General features: G+C 65.8%; 6 protein-coding genes and 1 CRISPR repeat array. Of the genes, 5 read left to right on the top strand and 1 reads right to left on the bottom strand.

The window, feature by feature from the left end:
* The first annotated feature begins 81 nt into the window (after nt 1–81).
* The 4 genes from CMC5_RS28095 (at nt 82) to CMC5_RS49000 (ending at nt 8,739) form a co-directional block, all read left to right on the top strand.
* Complete coding sequence (locus CMC5_RS28095; RefSeq protein WP_082362861.1) at nt 82–6,765, top strand: FG-GAP-like repeat-containing protein; 6,684 nt, start codon at nt 82–84, stop codon at nt 6,763–6,765.
* A complete protein-coding gene (locus tag CMC5_RS49230) occupies nt 6,728–7,162 on the top strand; it encodes an Imm1 family immunity protein (RefSeq protein ID WP_425394814.1) in 435 nt (144 codons plus the stop codon). Before CMC5_RS28095 ends, CMC5_RS49230 begins: the two co-directional genes overlap by 38 nt.
* Before the next feature lie 391 nt (nt 7,163–7,553).
* Nucleotides 7,554–8,231, top strand: coding sequence for an HNH endonuclease (locus tag CMC5_RS28105; RefSeq protein WP_082363531.1), 678 nt, complete (start codon nt 7,554–7,556; stop codon nt 8,229–8,231).
* A 49-nt stretch (nt 8,232–8,280) separates the two neighbouring features.
* On the top strand, nt 8,281–8,739 hold the full coding sequence (locus CMC5_RS49000; RefSeq protein WP_050436173.1) for an SMI1/KNR4 family protein: 459 nt from the start codon (nt 8,281–8,283) through the stop codon (nt 8,737–8,739).
* A 187-nt stretch (nt 8,740–8,926) separates the two neighbouring features.
* Here CMC5_RS49000 and CMC5_RS45055 read toward each other — a convergent pair whose 3' ends face one another.
* Entirely contained in the window at nt 8,927–9,754 is an 828-nt protein-coding gene (locus tag CMC5_RS45055) for a hypothetical protein (RefSeq protein ID WP_156338905.1), read from the bottom strand.
* 1,364 nt (nt 9,755–11,118) lie between these two features.
* Nucleotides 11,119–11,726: a CRISPR direct-repeat array (repeat unit 37 nt; unit sequence GTCGCCCTCCTCGCCTGAGGGGGGCGTGGGTTGAAAC).
* Nucleotides 11,727–12,146: 420 nt separating this feature from the next.
* Here CMC5_RS45055 and CMC5_RS45060 point away from each other — a divergent pair.
* Nucleotides 12,147–12,347 carry a hypothetical protein gene (locus CMC5_RS45060; RefSeq protein WP_156338906.1) on the top strand — a complete coding sequence of 67 codons (201 nt, stop codon included), beginning with the start codon at nt 12,147–12,149 and terminating at the stop codon, nt 12,345–12,347.
* Nucleotides 12,348–15,061 lie beyond the last annotated feature (2,714 nt).

The following is a 15,061-nucleotide window of genomic DNA, read 5'->3' on the forward strand; positions in this document are numbered from 1 at the left end:
TGACGGCGCAGCTGGTTGTAAGCGAACTGGGATGCAGGGCACGTCTCCTTCTGCAACCTGTCCTTTGGAGATCGCTCGCCCATGTCCATGTCGGCCTCACGGAGTCAGCCCGCATTCCCCTTCGTGTCGGCCTCCTCTCCGCGTCCGCGCCGGCGCCCTCCCTTTCCCCGAGCGCTGCTCCTCCTCATCGCCGTGCTCCTCGTCGGCGCATGCGGCGACGCTGGCGGCCCGCTTCTCTGGTCGAGCAGCTCCCAGGCCCTCTGGGAACCCTCCCCGATCCCGCCGCTCCCCCCGCTCCTGTGCCTCGGCCCCGGCGACGGTCCCTCCCCCTTTCCGCCTGACCTTACGCAGGGGACCACCACCGCGGCGGGGACCCTGCCAGGGAGCTTTTCGGTCACGAGCACGGGCGAGGCGACGTACACGATCCCGGTCCCCACGCTGCCTGGCCGTGCCGGCATCGAGCCCTCGCTGGCGATCACCTACGACAGTGCGCAGGGTGAAGGGCTGCTCGGGATCGGCTTCCACTTGCAGGGCCTCTCGTCGGTCGATCGCTGCCCCCGGAACGTCGCGCAGGATGGTCACATCGCGCCGGTCCGGGATGCCGAGGACGACGCCTTGTGCCTCGATGGGCAGCGGCTCGTCCCCGTGGACCCGCAGCCAGGGCGTGCGCCGCGGGAATACCGCACGTTCCCGGACAGCTTCACGCGCGTCGAGGCCGACTTCGCGGAGAGCGAGGGGTGGCCGGCGGAGCGTGGGCCGAAGCGGCTGCGGGCGCATGGCAAAGCGGGGCTGATCTACGAATACGGTGGAGAATCATCGGGCCGGGTGCTCGCGCAAGGGGAGGCGGTGCGGTCCTGGTTGCTGACGCGGCTCAGCGACCGGGATGGCAACACGATGGCGGTGGTCTACCGGAATGACCTCCACGCGAAGGGCTACACCGTCGAGCACGCGCCGCAGCGGATCACCTACACCAGGCACCCGACTGTGCCGGCCTCGCGCATGGTGGAGTTCACGTACGGGCCGCTGGAGGCGGCGGACGTGCGCGTACACTATGCCCGCGGGATGGAGCTGCGCCGCTCGCTGAGCTTGCGCTCGATCCAGATGTTCGGGCCGGGACACGTGCTCGCGAGGGAGCTGCGCTTCGGTTACGGGCATGGGCCGGCGACGGGTCGCTTGCGACTGGAGGCGGTTCGGGAGTGCGCAGGTGACGGGACGTGCAAGCCGCCGACACGCTTCACCTGGCACACGGCCGGAGCGGCTGGATACACGCAGCAGCAGACACTGGTGGAGGTGCCGCTGTCGGAGCGCGGCACGTTGATGACGATGGACGTCAGCGGCGATGGCCTCGACGACCTGGTGACGTCCGACATGGTGGTGGAGGCCGGCACGGAAGAGCCGATCACCCGCTGGTCGGTCGCGCTCAACCGGAGCCAGGAGCTGACGCCGGGGTTCTTCGAGGCGGCCGTCACTGGGCAGGAGCAGCCGCATTTCATCGACGCAGAGCCGCCGTACCAGCCGGAGCTGGGGACGCCGCTCGACTACGACCACGATGGCCGGATGGACCTGTTTCTGCACGATGTGCACGGGCAGTCGATGACGTGGGAGGTGCTGCTGTCGAATGGAGATGGGCGGTTCACGCGGCGGGATACGGGGGTGCCGCGGCCGTTCACGATGGGCATGACGCCGGCGGGATTGCGCAGCCCGGATGCGTCGACCCATCTGGTGGATGTTGACGGTGACGGGATGGTGGACCTGCTGCAGTGCTACCTGAGCGCGCACGAGCAGCTCTGGTACTTGCACCGCTGGACGGCAGCGGCGGGGGGCTTCGCGCCGCACGGCGATCGGGTGCATGCGCTGAGCTCCTACCCGTGCCACGCCGAGCTGCACGCGGTCGATGTCGACGCGGATGGGCGGGTGGACCTGGTGATGCAGGAGCTGATCCTCGTCGGGAGCCAGGTGCGGGCGGGGTGGCAGTACGTGGCGTTCTCGTACGAGCTGTCCGATGGATCGTGGACGCGCGCGCTGACGGGGCTGCGGCTCACGCCGCCTGGGGACCGGGTGTTCTTCCTCGACGTCAACGGCGATGGGCTGCCCGATGCGGTGCAGAGCAGCCGGGACGATGAGCAGCTGTACACGTCGATGAATATCGGCGCGGGATTCGCGGCGCCGGTACCGAGCCTGGCGACGCCGACGCTCGGGGCTGCGAGGTTCGTTCGGTTTGCGTCGGTGCTCGATCACAACGCGGATGGGCGACAAGACCTGCTGCTGGCCATGAGCGATGGGGGATCGGAGTCGCTGCCCGCGTGGAAGGTGCTCCAGGCGACGGGGGAGGTCGGTCCGGGGACGTTCGAGATCGTCCATCCCGGGCTGCCGATGGGCATCGTGCTCCAGCAGGACGAGCTGCCCACGCCCGACCATCCGCTCACGCCGCGGGTCACTGACGTGAATGGGGATGGGGCGCAGGATCTGCTCTATGCGTTCAACAACCAGGTCCATGTGTTCGAGAACGTGCTCGGCCAGGAGGACCTGCTCGCGGCCGTGACCGACGGCATGAATGCGCACGCTCCGGAGGACGCCGAGTACCTGCCCAACGTGCAGATCCGGTACGACCACCTGATCGATCGTGCGCGGACGACGGAGGGCTTCGAGGATGCTCCAGGGATCCCGTCACCCGAGCAGCGCACCTACCGGCCTCTGGAGCAAAGCGATGAGGAGCCCTGCCGCTATCCGGTGCGGTGCGTGGTCGGGCATCGGCGGGTGGTGAGCGGCTATGTGCTCAACAATGGCGCGGATCGGCCGCGCACCTTCCAGGTGGCCTACCGCAATGGCCGTCACCATCGCCTGGGCCGAGGGTTTCTGGGGTTCGGGACGCGGATCGTGCGTGACCTCGATACCGGCGCGGGGACGGCCGAGTTCTACGACAACGTCACGTTTGATGGCGCCTTCCAGGCCTTCCCTTTCCGAGGGCAGGTACAGCGCTCGTGGCGCTGGAGTCCGAGCTTGCCGCTGGACGCGCATAGCGCGGAGCCGGCGTCCCTCGAGCTGCTGACGACGCGGAGCTACGCGGTGGTGATCCCCACGCAAGCGGGGACGTACTTCACCCTCTCGCTGCTGGAGGGCAAGAGCCGTCATCAGGGCACGTTCTCACCGGGGAGTGGGAAAACGCTCGAAGAAGCCGTGCGCGCTCTGGAAGGAGATCTCGCCTCGCGAATGAGCGACACGCTCCGCACCGTCAGCGACTTCGACCTCTACGGGAACATCCTCGCCGAGCAAACGCAGACGGAGGGCGTCGACCTCGACCTCTCGGTGACGCGCAGCTTCGACAACGACCCGCTCTCCTGGCGCCTTGGCGAGCTGACGCGAGAGACGACGTGCAGCAAAGCGGGCGGTGAGACGCAGTGCCGGGTGATGCACCGGAGCTATGACGGGCGCGGCCACGTTCGCCTGGAGCGCGTCGGGGGAGAGCCCTTCGACCCGGAGATGCAGCTCGATGTCTGGTTCTCGCGGGACGCGCTGGGCAACATCCACAGCACCCGGTCACGTGATGGGACGGGGCAGGTGCGCGCGAGCTGCACCAGCTACGACGCGCTGGGCTTGATGCCTTATGCCCACCGCAACCTGGAGGGCCACCAGAGCTATACGCGCTACGACCCGGCCGTGGGCGTGCTGCGGGCGTCGGTGGATCCCAACGGCCTGGTGAGCCGCTGGGCCTACGATGGCTTCGGGCGGGTGACGCTGGAGAGCCTCCCCGGGCGCATGCCCACCGTCATCCGGCGGACCTGGACGAAGGACGGCGGAGCGGCTGGCAACGCCTGGAACCTGAAGATCCGCACCGCCTCGGTGGGGGGCCAGGACGAGACCGTGCAGCTCGATGGTCTCGGGCGGGAGGTGCGCTGGTGGTGGCAAGCGCTCGACGTGGGGGAAGAGCAAGCGCCGCGGATGATGCAGGAGGTCGCCTTCGATGCGCGGGGCGAGCACCTCGCGTGGCGCTCGCTGCCGATCGTGGATCCCGCGCCACCAGGCTCGGTGCAGGTGCGAGAGACGTGGCAATACGACGGGATGGGGCGGGTGCTCCGGCACGTCACGCCGTGGGGGGCGGCGACGACGCACGAGTACATCGGGCGGGACGAGGTCATCACCGCGCCTGGGCAGGCCGTCACCCGAATCGCCAGCGATCCGCTCGGGAGGCCCACGGCAGTGGGTGATCCCGAAGGTGGCGTCAGCCGGTACACCTACGGTCCCTTCGGGGGGCTGCGCGAGGTGACCACGCCCGCTGGTGCCGTGACGCTGACCGAGCGGGATGCGTTTGGCCGCGTGCGACGGCAGGTGAGCCCGGACCGGGGAGTCTCTACTGCGCACTACGACGGTTACGGGCAGAAGATCTCATCGCTCGACGCGGCAGGACGCGCGGTCACGACCCGCTACGACACGCTGGGTCGGATTTTCAGGCAGGTCGACGAAGACGGCGTCACCGAGTTCCGTTGGGATGACGCGCAGCATGGAGTGGGTCAGCTCGCGCTGGTGGTCAGCCCCGATGGGCATCGGCTGCGCTACGGCTTCGACCACCTCGGGCGACCAGCGACGACGACGCTGGAGATCGGAGGGGAAAGCTTCACCAGCCGGCTGTCTTATGATCTGAGCGGCCGGCTCGAGCGGATCGAGTACCCGAGCGCGCCGGGGATTGGCAGCTTCGCCATCGAGCGGGAGTACGATCCTCACGGGCGGCTGCGGGCGCTGAAGGATGCGGGGTCGGGGGCGGAGTTCTGGCGAGCCACCGCGATCGATGCGGGGAATCGCATCACGGGGGAGCGCTTCGGTGGGGGGACCGCCACCACGCTCCGCACGTTCGACGCGGCACGGGAGCGGGTGAGTCGGATCGAGACGCAGACGGCAGGTGGGCCCGTCCAGCAGCTCTCCTACCTCTGGAACGATCGCCGCAAGCTCGTCGAGCGCTCCGATGGCCTCCACGCCAACGTCGAGCGCTTTCGTTACGACCTGCTGGACCGGCTGACGTGCGCGCAGTTCGGGCTGATCAATGCTGCCCTCTGCGAGCGACCGTTCACCTACGGACCCGACGGCAACCTGCTCCAGAAGCCCGGCGTCGGTGCCTACGAGTACGACCCCGCGCAGCCCCACGCCGTCGTCCGAGCTGGTAGCGCGTTCTACGGCTACGACGCCGTCGGCAACCAGACCTCACGACCCGGCGCGACCATCGCCTACACCGCGTTCGACCTACCGAAGCGAATCGCGCTCACCAGCGGCGACACCGTCGACTTCGCGTACGACGGCCTCCAGCAGCGGGTGCGCAAGACCACGGCGACGCAGGAGATCGCCTCCTTCGGCGAGGTGTACGAGCGCGTGACCGATGTCGTCACGGGAGCCGTCGAGCATCGCTACCACGTGCGCAACGACGAGCGCGTCGTCACGCTGGTGCGGCGCTCGGTCGCGCAAGGCACGCGCACGCTGCATGTCCATGTCGACCACCTCGGGTCGATCGATGTGCTCACCGACGGTGTGACCGGCAGCGTCGCCGAGCGCCGCAGCTACGATGCCTTCGGCGCACCGCGCCATCCCGACTGGGGTTCGGGTCAGCCTCCGTCACCCCACGAGCTGTCGTCGCTTGGCTTCACCGGGCACGAGGCCGACCTCGACCTCGGCCTCGTGAACATGAAGGGGCGCATCTACGACCCCAAGCTCGGACGGTTCCTCACGCCCGATCCGCTCGTGCCGCGGCCTCTCTTCGGGCAGAGCTGGAATAGCTATTCGTACGTGCTAAACAGCCCGCTGTCGCTGGTCGATCCCAGTGGGTTTCAAGAGCAGCCACCTGCGACAGAGGACGGATGCTCGCAGGGCTGCACCATCTGGGTGTTCGGTCCTCCCCGCGAGCCGAAGCCACCTGCGCCGCCCAAGGTCGTCGAGGGCAACCTGGAGGACGCCGCTGGCACTGGTTCGACCCAGGCGCCGGTCGATGTCGGGACCTCCGGGGTCCGTAGCGGATGGAGTCCGCAGCTCCCGGCCACGTTGCAGACCTTGGGCCGTGGTGACGCCATCGCCAGGCGCATCATGGACGGCGTCCGCATCGGGATGGCCAGGATGCTGCTGGAGTCCGCAAAGCTCGGCATCCTGGGCGGCACCAGCCGCGTCTACGTCGCCTACACCAACCTCACCGCCGCCTGGAATGGCTACAAAGAGAGCGGGCTCCCCGGCGCTCTCGACGCCGTCAATCCCGCCAGCCAGATGGTCCAAGCCGGCGTGGAGGCCTACGAGGCTGCCGCCGCAGAGGACTGGGAGGCCGCCGGCGCCAGCTTGTTCAAGGCCGGGTCGATCGGGATGTCGATCCTGGCGACGGCTGTTGGCGTCGGGGGAGCGATCACTGCGACAGTGGGCTCGACGGCAGGAGCGGCGGGGAGGGCAGCCGCAAGAGCCCCCTCACTCCCTGCATATGCTGGCGGAAAAACGTCGGGAGTACTACGGACCACCGCAGGCGATACAGCACTGCTGAGCGGCTACAAGGGGCCGTCCGCATCGATGCCTCGAGGAACGCCAGGCATGAACGGACGCATCAAGTCGCATGTAGAAGCTCATGCGGCTGCCGTGATGCGAGAGCAAGGGATGAAGGAAGGAACCCTGTACATCAATCGAGTCCCCTGCTCTGGCGCCACCGGATGCGACGCGATGCTCCCAAGAATGCTCCCACCAGATGCACACCTTCGCGTGGTCGGTCCGAATGGTTACGATCAAGTTTTTGTCGGGCTGCCCGACTGAAAGGTTCAACGTGTTTACGATTGAGATCAATCAACATCGACAACATGCCGCGTCGCTTGATGATGTTGACCGGATCCTGGACGAACTCCATGCCGCGAGCGCTAGCCTGGGACCTCAGCTCGTATCGGTCGAGATATGTGAGTCAGGTGATTCTCTAGCGATCGGTTTGGGTTTGGCTCGAAGTGTTCTTAATTATATGAGCGGTAGCAAGGAGCCACCGTACTTCACCAGCACGGGCGAGCTTGACGTGGATGAGCCCATCGCCTTCCGATTCGGCGGAGAATGGTCGGAGTTTCCGCTCCGGAATAGTATCCCGACATCGATTGCCCGACAGGTGATGAGAGACTTCTGCGTAACGGGCAAGCTCAGTCGGAACATTCAGTGGGAGCAGGATTAGTTTCAGACCTCCTGAGGCGCCATCACGCAATGCGTGGGTTGCAGTCGAAGACAGGGCCGCGGCCCTCTTCGGGCAAAGCTGGAACGGCTATTCCTACGTAACCAACAGCCCGCTGTCGCTGGTCGATTCCAGTGGGTTTCAAGAGCAGCCACCTGCGACAGAGGACGGATGCTCGCAGGGCTGCACCATCTGGGTGTTCGGTCCTCCCCGCGAGCCGAAGCCACCTGCGCCGCCCAAGGTCGTCGAGGGCAACCTGGAGGACGCCGCTGGCACTGGTTCGACCCAGGCGCCGGTCGACGTCGGGACCTCCGGGGTCCGCGGAGGGTGGAGCCCCCAGCTCCCAGCCACGTTGCAGACCTTGGGCCGTGGTGACGCCATCGCCAGGCGCATCATGGACGGCGTCCGCATCGGGATGGCCAGGATGCTGCTGGAGTCCGCAAAGCTCGGGATCCTGGGCGGCACCAGCCGCGTCTACGTCGCCTACACCACGATCACCGCCGCCTGGAATGGCTACAAGGAGAGCGGGCTGCCCGGCGCCCTTGACGCCGTCAATCCCGCCAGCCACATGGTGGAAGCCGGCGTGGAGGCCTCTGAGGCTGCCGCCGCAGAGGACTGGGAGGCCGCGGGCGCCAGCTTGTTCAAGGCCGGCAGCATCGGGATGTCCATCCTCGCCACCGCTGTCGGGGTGGGGGGAGCGATCACCGCCACCGTCGGGTCGACAGCGGGGTCAGCAGGGAGAGCTGCAGCTGCGGCAGGGAGGCGAAGTGGTGCGACTCCAGTCCGAAATGCCCATCTTGCGAATCAAGCGCATCCGAAGACAGGTGTTCCATTTGACAGAAATGGCTACCCCGATTTTTCTGCATTCCGCCATCCGACAATCGGTGACGTGCGAATAGAACTCTCAGGTTCGCGTTCCACAGACTTCGCCCGTGCGAACACAGCTGCTGGTGTGACAGAGACGCCCGCAGGCTACACATGGCACCACCATCAAGACAGGGGGTTGATGCAGCTTGTCGAGACGAACGTTCACAAGTACACCGGGCATAGCGGTGGATTCAGCACTCGATGATTGCCGCCTGGGAGAACCTGTGGATTTCTTCAGTAAAGAAACGACAACGATGTCCGGGCCAGTCGTCACCACCGAACTGCTTCGACAGGCGGAAGCTCGTCTTGGACTTCGACTCCCGAGAGCATACGTCGAGATACTACGCCAGAAAAACGGAGGAGTGCCCGCGCGCCGCTGCTTCCATACGGACACTCCGACGTCCTGGGCGAGCAACCACATAGCGATTTCATCGCTACTTGGCATTGGATTCGAGCAGGGAGTGGACGGGGAATTTGGCAGTGCCTACTTGGTGCAAGAATGGGGCTATCCAGACATCGGTCTGGTCATATGCGATACCCCCTCTGGTGGACATGACACCGTCATGCTCGACTATCGCAAGTGTGGCGCGGAGGGAGAGCCTCAAGTTGCATACATCGACGAAGATCGGAGCATCTTGACCATTGCCGCCGACTTCGCGTCGTTCGTCCAGTGCTTGGTGGACTGTTCAACGCTGCTGCCGCCTTCCTCATAATTCGACATGCGAGGATTCACTTCATCACGTACCAGCTGCGGAAGCCGCGGCCCATCTTGGGACCGCGCGGGCACGAGCTCGACCTCGGCCGCCAACCGGCACCGGCGACAAACAGCGCGCCCGTCCTCCCGAAACACGCGAGGACGGGCGCCTTCCTTCCCACGAGTGGCCTACGGGCCCTCGCGCATCACCCCGCGGCCGGCGTCGCTCCCCCCGTCATCGACGGCGGCTCCTCGTCCAGCGCCTCGTCCACCTCGAGCCCCCTCTCCAGCCCCTTGGCTGGAGAGCTTCCCAGCGGCGGCGTCGACGACCCTTGCGCTGCCGCCCGCGCCCTCCGCGCTGCCCTGGCCGCTGCGCGCTGCTGGAGCCGCTGCCCCTCGTAAGGCCCCAGCAGCTCCCGCTGCATCGCCGTGTTCCCCTCGTAGTCGATGACCACCTGCGCCGCGAAGCGCACGAACGCCTCGTGCCACGCCAGGCTCGCCAGCTCCGTCGCGCGACCGGCGCCGCCCGCGTCCTGACCCAGCGAACGCCCGTAGCGCTCCACGTGAGCCAGCACGTGCAGCACCTCGGCCGCGAGCCCCAGCGCGGTGACCGCGGCATCGACCTCCGGCTCCCCGAGCCGCTGTCGCAGATCGGTCAGGTGCTTCAGCTCCATCTCCATCGGCAGCCGGATGAAGCTCGTCCCCTTGGGAAAGAGGCGCGTCCGCAGCAACCGCACCTGACCGAGCGCCTCGCGCTGCGCCGGACCGAGCGGAACGAGCGTATCGAGCAGCATCTCCTCGCGCGCTTCGAGCATCCGGTGAAACGCTGCCACCACCGTGTCGGTCGCCTGATCGGCGGCCCTCGGCGGGACATCCCGCACATTCAAGAGCGCCAGCGTCGAAGCAATGACGGCATCTCCACGGGTCCGGGTCGCGCCTTGGAGCGGAGTGGCTCGGGTCGCTGCCAGGATGGGGCCCAGCGCATTCCCGACGTTGATCTGACGGTCCACTTCCAGACGGGTCGTATTCAGCATGTTGAACAGCCTCATGGTTCTCATTCGGTGAAATTCCGCAAATAAGGAAAGCTCCGGAGGCCCCTAACCTGGATCCTGGAAAGCCTCCGCGCAAGGCGGACAACCACGGCCAGATGAAAAATAGGTGGCACAAGGTGGGTGAACGTCCGCTGGAGCTGCCAGGGCCAAGGCATGGCCCGCGTACCCATCGCATCGCCTGGGCCCCCGGATGCAGCGCGCTCGAAGAAGCGCGACTCCATGGGTCTTTCTTGCTTCCGCCGCGCGGTGGGGGCTCGCGGACGACGGAAGCTCGCAGAGGTTCCCCGCCACGCGTCCGAACCTCCCGGAGCTTCCCTGGCACGCGTCTGAACCTCCCGGAGGTTCCCCGGCACGCGTCTGAACCTCCCGGAGGTTCCCCGACACGCGTCCGAACCTCCCGGAGGTTCCCCGACACGCGTCCGAACCTCCCGGAGGTTCCCCGACACGCGTCCGAACCTCCCGGAGGTTCCCCGGCACGCGTCTGAACCTCCCAGAGGTTCCCCGACACGCGTCCGAACCTCCCAGAGGTTCCCCCGACACGCGTCTGGTGGGTCCAGAGGTTCCCCCGACACGCGTCTGGTGGGTCCAGAGGTTCCCCCGACACGCGTCCGGTGGGTCCAGAGGTTCCCAGCCTCTGCCCGCTTCCAGCTCCACCGTCAGAGAGACGGCCGCCCCAGCGACGTTTCCCCTCGCCCTCGCTCCACGGCCCCAGCCAGAGCCCTCCGGACCGTTCCCACTGCCATCACAGCATCAGCCACGCCCCTCCCGACCATCCTGAGGCGCTCTCTTTATCGTCACAGCCAGACCACCCATCGCCAGCCGAGCAAGGCCCGAGCGAGTCTCGACAGGTCCCCTCCACGGCGGCCGTCGAGAAGGCCGACGCGCGAGGCGGGGACGTTGGCGCCCGACGAAGACGTGGCCCACCGTCCCGCCAGGGCGCTACCATGGCCTCGGTGGGGCATCCGGCAGGCAGTCCATCGGGCGGCGTCCCCGACGCCCCACGGCAAGCGACCTCCCCCCTCACCCCCGGAAAACCCGCCGCAGGTCCCCGCGACCGGGCCGCACGCCCAGCCTCATCCCCAGCCCGAACTCGCCCTCCCCATGCCCAGCGCGCCACCTCCTCGAACCCAGCCCCCGAGGAGCCCCCACCCCTCCCCTCGACACCGCGCGCGAACCTCGCCCGACGCGAAAACCCTGGGAGGTTCGCGCTACCCCCGCTCTTTGACATTCCGCAGGGTTACGGGCGCGCACTGGGCCAGGCACGGCGAAGTCGGGTATGCTGGGACGAGGTTCGCGAAAACAGCGCGAATTTCCCTGGATATTCCGCCACTTGGGGATGCCAGGGGGTCGCCCTCCTCGCCTGAGGGGGGCGTGGGTTGAAACCAAGTGACGCCGTAGTCGTCGTCGTGTCGCGTCAGTCGCCCTCCTCGCCTGAGGGGGGCGTGGGTTGAAACGGCGCCGGCGCTCTGGCGTCCGCGAGAGGTAGGTGTCGCCCTCCTCGCCTGAGGGGGGCGTGGGTTGAAACAACACCGTCTGGTCGACGATGGCGTCGTACAAGGGGTCGCCCTCCTCGCCTGAGGGGGGCGTGGGTTGAAACCACTCACCCGTGTGGATCGTGGTCACGATGGCGGGTCGCCCTCCTCGCCTGAGGGGGGCGTGGGTTGAAACATCAATTGTCAGCGCACGGGACGAGAGGTGACCGTGTCGCCCTCCTCGCCTGAGGGGGGCGTGGGTTGAAACATATCCTCGTACAGCGGCGCATTGGTGAGCGGGACGTCGCCCTCCTCGCCTGAGGGGGGCGTGGGTTGAAACGATGACAAGCCCAGCGACCCCTGGTTTATCCGTGTCGCCCTCCTCGCCTGAGGGGGGCGTGGGTTGAAACGTTTACGACGAGCTAGACCCAGGGGGACACGATGGGTCGCCCTCCTCGCCTGAGGGGGGCGTGGGTTGAAACGTCGACATGTTGGTGTGCAACTGCGACGCCACCCGTCGCCCTCCTCGCCTGAGGGGGGAGTGCAGCGCCTTGCCTGGCTGGAAACCATGCAGATCGTTCTTTCGTGAGAGAACGCAGCTCGGACGTCACTCACCGTGCGCGCAACAGAACGTGGTGGTCTGGGTCGGCTCGAAGCCGCCCAGGAATTCGCCGCCCTGAGGCGTGCATGTCCCCGGGTCGAGGCGCCTGAACTCTGCGTTCATGCTTGCGAACTGGAGTGGGATTGAGGTGAGGAGACAGCCTCCGTGATTGTAGCCCACGGTCGTCGCGAGGCTGCGTAGGTTGCATTCGCTTTGCTCATTCAGCCGGAAAAAGACGTGGCAACCGCTCGTCTCTGGGGGCGAACAGCGACATGGACTGCACGACGAACGATCCTCGGCCATGCCGTGGAAGCGATGCATTTCTGGATGGTCGGGTGGGCAACTCGTGACCTCCGCGGCGCTGAACATGCAGCGCTCGAATCCGGGCGGCGGAAGTGGGTTGCAGTCTTCTGCGTGGTCGCTGCATTCCTCGCGCTTCTCGAAGGTCGAACAGGCCATGGCAAACCTGTCCCAGGAGAAGGTGGCTTGCTTTTTCACCTGAGGAACGAGCGGCTGGCACTCGGTGCGAGACGAGCCCCAGAAGATGGCGCCTTCAGGATCTTTGATGGGTGGGAAAGACCAGCAGGAACCATCCCACCCAGGAGGAGCGAGCACGTCGAGCAAGGGTCCCCCGCAAGTGCCTGTGGTGATGGTGACCCCGGCAGGCAGCAAGCATTCCACATCGCTACACGCACAAGCTTCGCATGTTCCGTGGGTCTGGAGTCCTGTGTGCCCCTCGTACACCAGCGCGGGGGCGGCGTCCGGACAGGCAGGCGCAAGGGTCTGCTCCCCAGTCCATAGCCACACTGGACCTTCCCAGCCGAGAAGCGGTTGAGCATCACATTCCGCTTCCTGGCAATGCGGGGTCACCGTGCCAGTAACTTGCTGGACGGTTGAGTCCATGCCGCAGCCAACCACTCCGGTCAGGCCTAGCTGAACAAGGAACAGACCTATCCTTCGGGTAGTTTGCACGGCAAACACCATTCACATCATGTGAGAATGAGCTGAAGACTACCGGCAGCAAAAAGTGGCTGGTTCGAGAGGGTTTGCCACATTCCGGCGACTCGCAGCGCCTTGCACTCTCTCGTCTTCGTCAATCCTCGCTGGGCCGGGACCCATGCAGATGGTTCTCTTGTAGAAGACCGTCGCTCGGACGTCACCCTCCGTGCTCGCAACAGAAGGTGGCGGTCTGGGTCGGTTCGAAGCCGCCCAGGAATTCGCCTCCCTGAGGCGTGCATGTCCCCGGGTCGAGGCGCCGGACCTCCGCGTACATGCTTGCGAACTGGCGTGGTGCCGCTGTGGGGAGACAGCTTCCCTGATTGTAGCCGACGGTGGTCCCGATGATGCGGCGGCTGCATTCGTTTCCTTCACTCAGATCGACAAAGAAATGGCAACCAGTCGTTTCTGGGGGCAAGCAATCACACGGACTGCACGATGAACGGTCTTCGACCATGCTGTGGAAGCGACGCATCTCCGGATAGTCCACTGGGCAGCTCATCGCCTCCGAGGCGCTGAAAACACAGCGCTCAAATCCTGGCGGCATGAGCGGGGAGCAGTCTCCTGCAAGATCGCTGCATTCATCGCCTTTCTCGGCGGTTGAACAGGCCATGGCAAACGTGTCCCAGGTGAAAGAGGCTTGCTTCTTCACCTTCGCAACGGCCGGCTGACACTCGGTTCTCGAGGAGCCCCAGAAAATGGCACCTTTCGAGTCGTTGATGGGCGGGAAAGACCAGCAAGAACCATCCCATCCAGGAGGAGTGAGCACATCGATCAAGGGTCCGCCACAATCGCCTTTGCTGACGCTGACCCCGGCAGGCAACAAGCATTCGAGATCATTGCAAGCACAGGTGTCGCACGTTCCGTGGGTCTGGAGTCCTGCGTGCCCCTCGTACACCAGCGAGGGGGCGGCGTCTGGACAGGGAGGCGCAAGAGTCTGCTCTCCAGTCCAGAGCCACACCGGGCCTTCCCAGCCGACAGGCGGCTGATCGTCACACTCACCCGGTTGGCAAGATGGGCTCACCGTGTCAGTGAATTGCTGGACATTCGAGTCCTTGCCGCACCCAACCACTCCAGTCAGGCCTAGCTGAACAAGGAACAGGCTTGTCCTTCGGGAGGTTTGCACCGCAAACACCATTCGCAACGTGTGAGAATGACCCGAAACTACCGGCAGCATAAAATCGCGAATTCGAGGAGAATTCTACTATTGAACAGTGAGTGTCGAGGCTGGTGGGAGTGCCTCTGGATTCAACGGCAGCAAAATGTCGTGGGTTCGGCGGGGACGACATCCCCGATGATCTCTCCCCCCAGCGGCTCCGAACGCCGCGCCCCCCTTTCTCCTTCGTTAGACCTTGCTTGACTGGAACCCATGCGGATGGTTCTCTCGTGAATGAACGCAGATCGGACGTCACCCACCATGCTCACAACAGAAGGTGGTGGTCTGGGTCGGCTCGAAACCGCCCAGGAATTCGCCTCCCTGAGGCGTGCATATCCCCGGGTCGAGTTGCCTCACTTCTGCCGTCATGCTGGCGAACTGGCTCGGAACGGAGTTGAGGATACAGCCCCTCTGCTGGTAGCCCACCATCGTTCCGAGCATGCGAATGGTGCATTCGCTATCCACGCTCAGACCGAAAAATACGCGGCAGGTGCTCGTCTCCGGGGGCGAACAGCGACATGGACTGCAGGAGGAACGATCCTCGGCCATGCCATGGAAGCGATGCATCTCCGGATAGTTCGGTGGACAGGCGTTCGCTTCCGAGGTGCTGAAGACACAGCGCACAAACCCTGGAGCGGGTGACGGGGAGCAGTCGTCCGTTCCGTCGCGGCATTCGTCGCGATCGCTGGAGCGCGAACAGGCTCTGGCGAATGTCGCCCAGGTGGATGTCGCGGACTTCTCTGGTTGTGGAACGAGGGGCTGGCACTCGGTGCGCGAAGTTCCCCAGAAGACGGCGCCTTCAGGATCCTTGATGGGTGGGAAAGGCCAGCAGGAGCCATCCCATCCAGGAGGAGCGAGAACATCGAGCAAGGGTCCACCACAGGTTCCTTTGGTGATGGTCACCCCCGTGGGCAGCAAGCATTCCAGATCGCTGCAAGCACAGGTGCCGCACGTTCCGTGGGTCTGAAGCCCTGCGTGGCCTTCGTACACCAGCGTCGGAGCAGCATCCGGACAGGAAGGTGCGAGTGTCTCCTCGCCAGACCATAGCAACACTGGCCCCTCCC

It is taken from the genome of Chondromyces crocatus (genome assembly GCF_001189295.1).
In the GTDB taxonomy this organism is placed as follows: Bacteria; Myxococcota_A; Polyangia; order Polyangiales; family Polyangiaceae; genus Chondromyces; species Chondromyces crocatus.

Bases quoted from the DNA above. Each gene is read 5' to 3' on its own strand.
- CMC5_RS28095 (WP_082362861.1), top strand. From the start codon at position 82: ATGTCCATGTCGGCCTCACGGAGTCAGCCCGCATTCCCCTTCGTGTCG.
- CMC5_RS49230 (WP_425394814.1), top strand. From the start codon at position 6,728: ATGGTTACGATCAAGTTTTTGTCGGGCTGCCCGACTGAAAGGTTCAAC.
- CMC5_RS28105 (WP_082363531.1), top strand. From the start codon at position 7,554: ATGGACGGCGTCCGCATCGGGATGGCCAGGATGCTGCTGGAGTCCGCA.
- CMC5_RS49000 (WP_050436173.1), top strand. From the start codon at position 8,281: ATGTCCGGGCCAGTCGTCACCACCGAACTGCTTCGACAGGCGGAAGCT.
- CMC5_RS45055 (WP_156338905.1), bottom strand. From the start codon at position 9,754: ATGCTGAATACGACCCGTCTGGAAGTGGACCGTCAGATCAACGTCGGG.
- CMC5_RS45060 (WP_156338906.1), top strand. From the start codon at position 12,147: ATGCCGTGGAAGCGATGCATTTCTGGATGGTCGGGTGGGCAACTCGTG.